A 10,038-nucleotide genomic window follows, 5' to 3' on the forward strand; every position below is an offset into this window, starting at 1 on the left:
CGAGCGCCTCGGCCAGCGGCCGCAGCCGGGCCGGTTCAGGCACCGCGGCGGTGAGCGCCATCGGTTCGCCGAGCCGCCCTTCGGCGGTGATGCGGTTCGGGCCGAGCGCGAGCGTGGCGCGCCAGGGCCAGGGGGCCTCGGCCGCCATCGGCAGCGCGCCCGTCTCGGCGGTGATGCGCCCGGCCACGCCGTGCAGCGCGACGTCACCGGCGAAGGCGACCGGTCCGCCGCTGCCGAAGCCCGTCAGGCGCGCCTCGGCCACTGCGAGCGTGCCGAGCCGCGGATCGGGCAGCGCGATGCGGCTGTCCGTCAGGGTGACCTCGGCGATGGCAAGGCTGCGGCGCGGCGCCGGCGCGGCGGTGGCCGGCACGGGGGAGGGCGCCTCCGGCCGCGGCGCGGCGCGGAACACCCAGTTCGGCGCGCCATCGGCCGTGCGCTCCAGCAGGATCTCCGCACCCTCGATGGCGATGGCGCGGATATCGACCGCGCCCCGCAGCAGCGGCAGCAGCGCCACCTTCACCTCGAGCCGGCGGATGCGCGCCATTTCCGGCTGCGTCCCGCCGGGCAGGTTGGCGAGAGCCGCGCCCTCCACCGCGATGCGCGGCACCAGGCCGGGCCGCAGCGAGACCGCGCCGAGGCTCGCCGCGCGGCCGGTCGCACCCTCGATGGCGGCGGCGATGCGCGGCGTCAGGCTGCCGGCATCCACCGCCGCCATCAGCGCATAGACGCCGCCGCCCGCCAGCAGGGCCAGGCCCGCCAGCCCCGCCACCGCCCATTTCACCGCGCGCATCGGCCGTGCCTCAGGCCCGGCGCCGGCAGGGCGGCGTGCGCGGCCGGTCGAAGCCGAGGAAGGCGAAGGTCTCCTTCATGTGCGGCGGCAGGGGCGCGGCCAGTTCCAGCACGCCGCCATCCGGGTGCGGCAGGTGCAGCGCGCGGGCATGCAGGTGCAGCGTGCGGTCGCCGAAGCCGTCCGGATGCGCCGCGGCGCCGCCGTACTTGCCGTCGCCCAGGATGGGGCAGCCCAGCGCGGCGGCGCAGTGCACGCGCAGCTGGTGGGTGCGCCCGGTCAGCGGCGTCAGTTCCAGCCAGGCCGCGCGCTTCTGCGCGGAATCCACCATGCGATACAGCGTGACGGCGCGCGTGGCGTCCCGCGCATCCGATGGCACGGTGCGTTCGCCCTGCGCGCCGCCCTGCTTCGCCAGCGCCATGTCGATGCGCCCTTCCAGCGGATGCGGGCGGCCGACCACGATGGCCCAGTAGGTCTTCTGCACGTCGCGGCCGCGGAAGGCGCGGGCCAGGGCGGCGGCGGCGGCGGGCGTGCGCGCCAGCACCAGCACGCCGGTGGTGTCGCGGTCGAGCCGGTGCACCAGGCGCGGGCGTTCCTCGCTGCCGAAGCGCAGCGCATCCAGCATGCCGTCGATGTGCTTCGCGATGCCCGGGCCGCCCTGCACCGGCATGCCCTGCGGCTTGTCGATCGCGATCACGCTGTCGTCCCGGTAGATCACCAGGCGCTGCAGCGCGGCCGCTTCCTGCGGGTCCACCGGCTTCGGTTCGGCCTTGGGGGCCTGGCCCTCGGGCATGGGCGGGATGCGCACCTGCTGGCCGCCCATCAGGCGGGTGTTCGCTTCCGCGCGCTTGCCATCCACCCGAATCTGGCCGGTGCGCAGCATCTTCTGCAGCGCCCCCTGCGTCAGTTGCGGAAAGTGGCGGTGGAACCAGCGGTCGAGCCGGGTGTCGCGCTCGGACGCCCAGACGGTGCGTGTGGTGACGGGCATGGAGACATACTAACGCGCCCGGGCGGGGGGTGCCACGCGCGGGGGCACGGGCGGCGCGGAGTGCTTGCCGCGCGCCGGGGGGCGGCGTTTGATGCGCCGCTTCGGGGAACCGAGCCGGAGGATGACCCATGCTCGCCGCCGCACTCGCGCCGCGCCTCGCGCGCCATGGCATCCACTATGGATGGGTGATGGTCGCGCTGACCTTCCTGGTCTCGATCTGCACCTCGGCGGCGGTGAGCCTGCCGGGGGTGCTGATCCTGCCGATGTCGCGCGACCTCGGCTGGGGCCGCGGCGAGGTTTCCGGCGCGATGGGGCTGATGTTCCTGCTCTTCGCGGTGACCGCGCCCTTCGCCGGCGCGCTGCTGCTGCGCTACGGGCTGCGCCGGATGGTGGTGACGGGCACCGGGCTCGCCACGCTGTGCGTGCTGGGCGTGACGCGCGCCACCGAGCCCTGGCACGTCTGGGTGGCCTTCGGCGTGCTCGGCCTGGCGGCGGGGATGCTGGCGCTGGTGCTTTCGGCCACGGTGGTGAACCGCTGGTTCGCGGAGCGGCGCGGGCTCGCGATGGGCATCCTGACCGCAGCCTTTGCCGCGGGGCAGCTCAGCTTCCTGCCGGCCGCGGCCGCGCTCGCGGAGGTGCAGGGCTGGCGCATGGCGGTGCTGCCGGCGGTGGCCGGCCTTGGCGTCTGCTCTCTGCTCTACGTGCTTTTCGCGCGCGACTGGCCGGCGGATCTCGGCCTCGCCCCCTTCGGCGCGGCGGCGGTGGTACGGCCCACGACGCCGCCCAAGGGCAACGCCGTGGCCATCAGCCTCAATCTGCTGGCCGAGGCATCGGCGACGCGCGCCTTCTGGATCCTGGCCGGCACCTTCTTCGTCTGCGGCCTGTCCTCCACCGGGATCGTCAGCCAGCACTTCATCCCCTTCTGCGCCGACAACGGCGTCGGGGCGGTCACCGCGGCCTCCTACCTGGCGCTGATGGGGGTGTTCAACTTCCTGGGCACGGTGGGGTCGGGGTGGCTCAGCGACCGCGTCGACAACCGCACGCTGCTCGCGTGCTACTACGTGTTGCGCGGGCTATCGCTGGTCTGGCTGCCATTCGGCAGCTTCGACATGTTCACGCTCACGCTCTGGGCGGTGTTCTTCGGGCTCGATTTCGTGGCGACGGTGCCGCCGACGGTGCGGCTGACGGCGCAGCATTTCGGACCCGAGAAGGCGGCGGTGGTGTTCGGCTGGATCTTCGCGGCTCACCAGCTCGGCTCTGCCACCTCGGCGCTGTTCGCCGGCATCTGGCGCGATGCGGTCGCCACCTACCTGCCGGCCTTCGTGACGGTGGGCCTGGTCAGCGTGCTGGCGGGCGCGGTGGTGCTTGCGCTGCGGCAGGCGCAGCCGGCGTCGCCGCGGCCGGCCTGAGGGGGGAGTGCGGGCGCGCGGCTCGGGGGGCTGACGGGGCCCGCTTGCCGCGAAAGCGCTGGCTCAGCGCGGCGCGGACAGCAGCCGCCAGGCCGCGTCGATGTCCTCCTGCGCGCCGGGAAGCCCGGCCAGGGTGCGCTGCGCGCCGCGCATCATGAGCGCCGCCCAGTTGCGCGGGCGGGCGGTGATGACTTCGCTGAGCGCGGCCAGAACGCCCTCCTCGTCGCGACGCAGCAAGGCGGCGCGTGCGGCGGGCGAGATGTCGCCGCGCCACAGCCAGATGGTGGCGAGCCGCGCCGGCGCCTCCGCATGCGGCGCGATGCGCAGCGATTCCCGGATGTCCTCCAACGCGGGGTCCAGATCGGCGGGCGGCAGGCTGGCCTCGGGGTCGGCGCCGGCGCGCGTGCGCGCTTCGCTGGCCGACAGCGCCACGCTCATCCTGGCGTCGGAGCGATGGCGCAGCGCCTCGGCGCGCGCCGCATCGGGCAGATTCAGACGCAGCGCCTCGGTGCAGGAGCCGATGCGTGCGGCGGCGGGCCGGCGCTCGTCGGCGCAGGCGGCCAGCGCGGGTTGCGCGCGCGCCGGCACGGCGATGGCGGCCAGGAGCAGCGCAAGGATGGCAATCGGCTTCATGCGGGACCTCCGTGCTGCAGGAATGGCGCGGCCGGCGTCCGCCGCGCCGTGCGCCGCGTCACGCCGCCCGGCCTTGGCCGGCACGCCACGTGGCGCCTATCCTGCGCCCATGCCTCGCCAGACCGCCATCCCCTGCACCTTCATGCGCGGCGGCACCAGCCGCGGCCCGTATTTCCTCGCGGCCGACCTGCCCGACAGCCGCGAGGACATCGCGCGCGTGCTGCTCGCCGCCATGGGATCGCCCGATGCGCGGCAGATCGACGGGCTGGGCGGTGCCACCACGCTGACCAGCAAGGTCTGCATCGTCTCTCCTGCCAAGGCCGGGGAGAAGCAGCAGGTCGACTACCTGTTCGCGCAGGTTTCCGTGGACAAGGCCTTCGTCGATTTCGGGCCGACCTGCGGCAACATGCTCTCGGGCATCGGCCCCTTCGCGATCGAGAATGGTCTCGTGCCGGCGCGGGATGGCGAGACCTCCGTTATGATCCGCGCCGTGAACACCGGCGCGCTGATCGAAGCGGTGGTGCAGACCCCGGGCGGCGAGGTGACCTACGACGGCGACACCGCCATCGCCGGCGTGCCCGGCACCGCCGCGCCCGTGGTTCTGAACTTCGCCGATGCGGTGGGCGGGGCGACGGGGAGGCTGATGCCCACCGGCCATGCGCAGGATGTCATCGAGGGGGTGGCCGTCACCTGCCTTGACGTCGCGATGCCGGTGGTGATCGCGCGCGCGGCGGATCTCGGCAAGACGGCGCGGGAATCCGCGAAGGAACTGGACACCGACCGCGACTTCATGGCGCGCATCGAGGCGATCCGACGCGCCGCCGGCCTCGCGATGGGCATGGGCGATGTGGCGGGCAAGGTGATGCCGAAATTCGCGATGGTGGCCGAACCGGCGGGCGGGGAGGGCATCGCCGCCCGCTACTTCACGCCCCTCGTCTGCCACGAGGCGATGGCGGTGACCGGGGGCATCTGCATCGCCACCGCGGCCATGCTGCCGGGCACGGTGGCGCACGGCCTTGCGCGGATCGGGCCTTATGAGCGCGAGACGGTGGTTCTGGAACATCCCACCGGACAGATGGAGGCGGTGATCACGACGCGCCGCGCCGGCAACGACGTGGTGGAAGTGCTGGGCGGCGGCACGCTGCGCACCGCGCGCAAGATCATGGCGGGCGAGGTCTTCATCCCCGCGCGTGTCTGGGGCGGCCGCGCTACCGCCTGAACAGCCGGAACCCCGCGATGTAGGCTGCGGCGCCGAGCCTGACGCTGAGCACGACATGCAGCAGCGCCAGCCGGGGCAAGCAGTGCCGGAGAAAGGTCGTCTCGAGGCAGAAGGCCGGGAAGGTGGTGAAGCCGCCGAGCAGCCCCGGCACCAGCGGCAGCCGCGCAGGGCCGCCGATCCCGTGGGCGGCCACCGCACCGATCGCGAGGCTGCCCAGGATGTTCACCGCGAGCATTTCCCGGGGAAAGCCGGCGCTGAACAGCGCGAGGCTCGCAAGCGACACGGCGCAGCGCAGCGCCGACCCCAACGCGCCCCCGCCGCGACGATCATCAGCGCCTATGGTGTGAACCCTCGTCCTCCTCGCCTGCACGGACACCGCCTGGCCATTGCGCGGTGCGACGCCCGCCGCTAGCGTCCGCGCACCGAGGAGAGAATTGCGATGGAAGTTGCTGGCTACACCAAGTCATTCTCCCTCGATCAGGGCGGCATCCTGGGCAACGACCAGACATTCCAGGCGCTTTTCGACGCCCCGCTCTCGGACGCGAAGCGCGGCGGGATCTGCATGGGCCTCTCGCTGATCTGGCTCGCGCGGCGGATGATGTTCCACAACGAGAGCGCCGAACAGCGAGCCGCGAGCCTGATCAGCGGCCCGGGCTTCAGGTGGGGCGGGCGGACACAGGACATCCACAACGACAGCCCGGCCGCCGGCACCGGGTGGAGGGACTACCTCGACACGATGCTGAGCGAGGCCCTCCGTGCCTACGTCCTGCGGATATTGCCGGCGACGATTTCCGAGGGGCGGCATTCCGATTCCGCTGGCGACGCAGACCTGATGTGGGCTCCCGCGCGCGATGCAGGTTCCTATGTGCTGCACTACATCTGGCTGACCGACAGGGGATCGTCCGTCGGGCACTGGACCGCGTCCTACACGTCCCACGGCACCTTGGGCCGCAACCGCCATTTCTACCACTTCGACCCGAACATGGGCGAATACCGCGTCGGCACTGACCAGGCCCCCGCGTATCTGAAGGGCTGGGTCGAGTCCTATGCGAACGCCTTCCAGGGCATCAATCATGTCTGCTCGGTCGAACTGGACCGCGGATGATCCGGTGCGCAGGCTCTCCGTGAGGGCCAGGGCTGCCCGTCATCGACGCTAGCGCCGGAGTTCCTCCTGTGCGCTGCCTTCTGACCGGCCGCGGACTGTTCGCCGCGCCGCCGCCACGGGCATGGGCAACATGGCGGGCAATGTGATGCCGAGATTCGCCGTGGTGGCGTAACCGCCAGGCGGGGAGGGGATCGCGGCGCGCTACTTCACGCCGCTCGCCTGCCACGAGGCGATGGCGGTGACCCGGGGGCATCTGCATCGCTACCGCGGCGATGCTGCCGGGCACCGTCGCGTAGGGCCTCGCGCGGATCGGGCCGAACGAGCGCGAGACGGTGGTGATCGAGCATCCCACGGGGCAGATGGAGGCCGTGATCTCCGCGCGGCGCGCCGGCAACGACGCGGTCGAGGTGCTGGGCGGGGGGACGCTGCGCACCGCGCGCAAGATCCTGAGCGGCGAGGTGTTCATCCCGGCGCGCGTCTGGGGCGGGCGTGGCGCGGCCGGCTGAGCTGCGGGACCCCACGGGCCGGGCGCCAGGCCCTGGTGCTCGGCACCACAAGGCGCGCCGGGCGCGATCCCGCCGGGACCTCGCCGTCCGCCGCACGGCGGGGAGGCCCGTGGCGCCGCATGGGAGCCCCTGGTCTGACGGCAGACGCCCCCGATTCTCGATGGCGCGCACGGCGCGCCACCGAGAGCAACCGGCAGGGGCGACAATGATGTGAAACGTTGCAGGTGTCGCCTGTCGTGACGTTCGCCGATCATTGCCGGCAGCGAACTGTCCGACTAGGTTTCGGGCCGGCAGGAGGACACCGCGATGGAAGTGACGGGCTACAAGAAGTCGTTCTCAATGGACCAGGGCGACGTCCTTGGCAACGACCAGACCTTCCAGGCGCTCTACAACGCGCCGCTGACAGACGGGAAGCGGGAAGGCATCTGCACCGGGCTGTCCATGATCTGGGCGGCGCGCCGCATGATGTTCCATGACGAGACCGCCGACCAGCGTTCGAAGGCGCTTTACACCGGTGCCGGTTTCCGCTGGGGCGGCAAGACGCAGGACATCCACGTCGCCTCGGGCGTATCCGGCACCAATTTCGGTGAGGAATGCGAGGTGATGTACGGCGAAGCCCTGCGCGCCTACGTCCTGCGGATCGTCCCGAACACCGCGCTGAAGGTCTGGGGTGGCGGCGCGGCTGGCGATGCCGCGGCGATCTGGCCCACGGTGAGCGAGACCGGGTCGTATTGCCTTTTCAACATCGGCCTCGCGACCAATACAGGCAACGCGGCACATTGCGTCGCCTCCTATTCGTCTCACGGGTCTCTGTTGGGTGGTAAGCACTTCTACCTGTTCGACCCGAACATGGGCGAGTACCGGGTCTCCACCAGCGACGGCGTCAAGTTCCTCGGCGCGTTCCTCGAAGCCTATGAACGCGACTTCGTGGCGGTGCGCTATGTCGGGGCCTTCGAAGTGCGCCGCGGCTGATCAGCCGCGCCTGCGCCGGCGCCGCAACTCCGCCCAGCGCGCCATGCGTTCCCCGATCGCGGCCTCGGCGCCGCGGTCGGTCGGGCGATAGAAGGATTGCCGCTGCATCCCCTCGGGGAAGTAGTCCTGGCCGGAGAAGCCTTCCTCCGCGTCGTGGTCGTATTCGTAGCCCGACCCGTAGCCGATCTCCTTCATCAGCTTCGTCGGCGCGTTCAGGATATGCGCGGGTGGCATCAGGGAACCCGTCTCCTTGGCCGCGCGCATCGCCGCGCCGAAGGCGGCGTACACCGCGTTCGACTTGGGCGCGGTCGCGAGGTGCACCACCAGCTGCGCCAGCGCCAGCTCGCCCTCGGGCGAACCGAGCCGCTCATACGTCTCCCATGCCGCGATCGCGAGCGGCAGCGCACGCGGATCGGCCATGCCGATATCCTCGGCAGCGAAGCGCGTGAGGCGCCGGGCGATGAAGCGTGGATCCTCGCCCCCCACCAGCATGCGCGCGAACCAATACAGCGCCGCGTCGGGATCGGAGCCGCGCATCGACTTGTGCAGCGCGGAGATGAGGTTGTAGTGCTCCTCGCGGTCCTTGTCATACAGCGCTGCGCGCTTCGCCAGCAGCGTGGACAGCGCCGCGGTGTCCATCGGCTTCGTCGCGGGCGGCAGGGCGAACAACTGCTCCGCCATGTTGAGCAGGTAGCGCCCGTCGCCATCGGCCATGGCGCGCAGCGTGGCGCGGGCGGCGTCGTCCAGCGGTAGCTTGCGCCCGGTCTCCGCCTCGGCGCGCGCCAGAAGCAGCTCGAGCGCGGCATCGTCGAGCCGCTTCAGCACCATCACCTGGCAGCGCGACAGCAGCGCGCCGTTCAGCGCAAAGGACGGATTCTCAGTGGTTGCCCCCACCAGGGTCACGGTGCCGTCCTCGACCACCGGCAGGAAGCCGTCCTGCTGGGCGCGGTTGAAGCGGTGGATCTCGTCCACGAACAGCAGCGTGCCCTGGCCGTTCGACTTCCGCGCGCGGGCCTCGTCGAAGGCGCGCTTGAGATCCGCCACGCCGGAGAACACGGCCGAGAGCGCGGTGAAGCGTAGCCCCGCGGCCTCGGCCAGCAGCCGCGCGATGGTGGTCTTGCCCACCCCCGGCGGGCCCCACAGGATCAGCGAGGCGAGCGAGCCGCGCGCGAGCATGCGCGCGATCGCGCCGTCCTCGCCGAGCAGGTGATCCTGGCCCACCACCTCCGCCAGCACGCGCGGGCGCAGGCGGTCGGCGAGCGGGCGGCCCGCACTGCCTTCGGTCGCGGATGACGGGCTCTCGCCGAACAGGTCCGGTGCATGGGCAGGAGGGCGTGCCATGCCGCGATCTTGCCCCGCAAAGCCGCGTCCATCCAATGCCGCCGCACGCATGCCAGCATCTGCACGGCTGCGCCTTCCGCAACGCCCGCAGGTGCCGCGGCCGCGGATCGGGCGCGGGCGCGTGCCGCAGCGCTCGGCGCCCTGCGCGCCGGGATCGCCGCCCGCCGTGCGGCAACCGCAACATCACTTGACGCCGCCACGCCGCCGGGCAAGGCGACGGCCATGCTCCGCCGCATCCTCCTCGCCCTTCCCCTCGCCACCCCCGCCCTTGCGCAGGACCGCCCGGCGCGCCTGGTCATCGCCTTCCCGCCCGGCGGGTCCACAGACATCCTCGGCCGGCTGATCGCCCCGCGCATGGGCGAGCTGCTCGGCGCGACCGTCACGCCGGAGAATCGATCCGGCGCCTCGGGCGCGATCGGCGCCGGATACGTCGCGCAATCGGCGCCGGATGGCGCGACCATCCTGATCGATTCCGGCGGGCAGTCGGTGAACCCATTCCTGCTGCGCGGCCTGTCCTTCGACTATGTGCGGGACCTCGCCCCCGTTACGCTGCTCGCCACGCTGCCGCTGGTCCTGGTGGTGCGCGCGGAATTCCCTGCCGCGACGCTGCCCGAGCTGCTGGCCGCGCTGCGTGCCGACCCCGCCCGGGCGCGCTACGGCAGTGTCGGCATCGGCGCGCGTGTGCACCTCGCCATGGCGCAGCTGCTGCGCCGCGCGGGCATCCAGGGCGAGCACATTCCCTATCGCGGCGGCGCCGACCAGGTCGCCGGGCTGCTGCGCGGCGACACGCCGATGGGCTTCACCTCCCCGGCGCTGGCCGCGCCGCTGATTCGCGACGGGCGGGTGCGCGCGTTGGCGGTCTCCTCCGCCGCGCGCTTCCCGGCGCTGCCGGAGGTGCCGACCGTGGCCGAGCAGGGCCTGGAAGGCTACGCGATCGGCGACTGGCTCGGCCTGTTCGTGCCGGCCGCGACACCCGCCCCGGTCATCGCGCGCATCGCGGCCGCGGCCGCCGACGCGGTGGGCCAGCCCGCGCTGCGCTCGCGGCTCGATGCGCTCGGCCTGCTGCCCGCCGCCGAGG

General features: G+C 72.5%; 11 protein-coding genes. 6 read left to right on the forward strand and 5 right to left on the reverse strand.

Going from position 1 to position 10,038, the window contains the following annotated elements:
* Positions 1-790: AsmA family protein (locus tag HW578_RS17410; RefSeq protein WP_198371881.1), on the reverse strand; the 790-nt coding region annotated here is incomplete at its 3' end.
* A 10-nt stretch (positions 791-800) separates the two neighbouring features.
* Positions 801-1,775, reverse strand: coding sequence for an RluA family pseudouridine synthase (locus tag HW578_RS17415; RefSeq protein WP_198371882.1), 975 nt, complete (start codon positions 1,773-1,775; stop codon positions 801-803).
* A 128-nt stretch (positions 1,776-1,903) separates the two neighbouring features.
* Here HW578_RS17415 and HW578_RS17420 point away from each other — a divergent pair, with 128 nt between their 5' ends.
* Positions 1,904-3,184 carry an MFS transporter gene (locus HW578_RS17420; RefSeq protein ID WP_198371883.1) on the forward strand — a complete coding sequence of 427 codons (1,281 nt, stop codon included), beginning with the start codon at positions 1,904-1,906 and terminating at the stop codon, positions 3,182-3,184.
* 63 nt (positions 3,185-3,247) lie between these two features.
* Here the strand turns inward: HW578_RS17420 and HW578_RS17425 are convergent, their stop codons facing one another.
* On the reverse strand, positions 3,248-3,817 hold the full coding sequence (locus HW578_RS17425; RefSeq protein WP_198371884.1) for a hypothetical protein: 570 nt from the start codon (positions 3,815-3,817) through the stop codon (positions 3,248-3,250).
* A 109-nt stretch (positions 3,818-3,926) separates the two neighbouring features.
* Between HW578_RS17425 and HW578_RS17430 the strand changes: the two genes are divergently transcribed.
* Positions 3,927-5,036: a 4-oxalomesaconate tautomerase gene (locus HW578_RS17430; protein WP_198371885.1), complete on the forward strand. Its 1,110-nt coding sequence runs from the start codon at positions 3,927-3,929 to the stop codon at positions 5,034-5,036.
* On the opposite strand, the gene HW578_RS17435 is transcribed toward HW578_RS17430, so the two are convergent.
* The gene (locus HW578_RS17435) at positions 5,026-5,412 is read right to left on the reverse strand and encodes a fluoride efflux transporter FluC (RefSeq protein ID WP_408906253.1); all 387 of its coding nucleotides are present in this window, start codon (positions 5,410-5,412) and stop codon (positions 5,026-5,028) included. The genes HW578_RS17430 and HW578_RS17435 overlap by 11 nt on opposite strands.
* A 63-nt stretch (positions 5,413-5,475) precedes the next feature.
* On the opposite strand from HW578_RS17435, the gene HW578_RS17440 reads away from it, so the two are divergent.
* From HW578_RS17440 to HW578_RS17450, 3 genes are all read left to right on the forward strand, one after another.
* Positions 5,476-6,141: a hypothetical protein gene (locus HW578_RS17440; protein WP_198371887.1), complete on the forward strand. Its 666-nt coding sequence runs from the start codon at positions 5,476-5,478 to the stop codon at positions 6,139-6,141.
* 335 nt (positions 6,142-6,476) lie between these two features.
* Positions 6,477-6,647 (forward strand): hypothetical protein, encoded by a 171-nt coding sequence (locus HW578_RS17445; protein WP_198371888.1) that lies wholly within the window; start codon positions 6,477-6,479, stop codon positions 6,645-6,647.
* 306 nt (positions 6,648-6,953) lie between these two features.
* Positions 6,954-7,619 (forward strand): YopT-type cysteine protease domain-containing protein, encoded by a 666-nt coding sequence (locus HW578_RS17450; RefSeq protein ID WP_198371889.1) that lies wholly within the window; start codon positions 6,954-6,956, stop codon positions 7,617-7,619.
* Here the strand turns inward: HW578_RS17450 and HW578_RS17455 are convergent, their stop codons facing one another.
* Complete coding sequence (locus HW578_RS17455; protein ID WP_198371890.1) at positions 7,620-8,960, reverse strand: replication-associated recombination protein A; 1,341 nt, start codon at positions 8,958-8,960, stop codon at positions 7,620-7,622.
* A gap of 222 nt (positions 8,961-9,182) precedes the next feature.
* Between HW578_RS17455 and HW578_RS17460 the strand changes: the two genes are divergently transcribed.
* On the forward strand, positions 9,183-10,038 hold an 856-nt coding region (locus tag HW578_RS17460), incomplete at its 3' end, for a Bug family tripartite tricarboxylate transporter substrate binding protein (protein WP_198371891.1).

Source organism: Roseomonas rosulenta (genome assembly GCF_016106005.1).
GTDB classification, from domain to species: Bacteria; Pseudomonadota; Alphaproteobacteria; order Acetobacterales; family Acetobacteraceae; genus Neoroseomonas; species Neoroseomonas rosulenta.